At 72.2% G+C, this 309-nt stretch carries 1 protein-coding gene; it reads left to right on the forward strand.

The window, feature by feature from the left end; all coding sequences use genetic code 11:
• Positions 1–309, forward strand: a 309-nt coding sequence (locus IF89_RS40000) for a hypothetical protein (RefSeq protein WP_043195091.1), incomplete at both ends; no start/stop codon positions are given.

The following is a 309-nucleotide window of genomic DNA, read 5'->3' on the forward strand; positions in this document are numbered from 1 at the left end:
GACGGCAAGGTCCTGCAGGAGACCTCCAACACCCTGGCTGCGGACCGGCGCACGGTCACCGGGACCGTCACCCGCACCGCAGACAGCGCCGGGAAGCTCGCCGCCCGCGAGCAGACCACCTTCACCTACGACAAGTACGGGCAGATTGCCTCCGGGACGGTCAGCTGGGCCGACGGCGCCGGTGAGGAGGGCCGGGGTGAGGGGCCGGGCGAGCTGAAGACTGAGGTCAGCCGGACCGTGGAGGACGGACGCCTGACCGAGACCACCACCGTGGCGCCCGGCACGGACGCGGAAACGGTGACCTCGCGC

This window comes from Streptomyces sp. NRRL F-2664 (assembly GCF_000719345.1).
GTDB lineage: Bacteria > Actinomycetota > Actinomycetes > Streptomycetales > Streptomycetaceae > Streptomyces.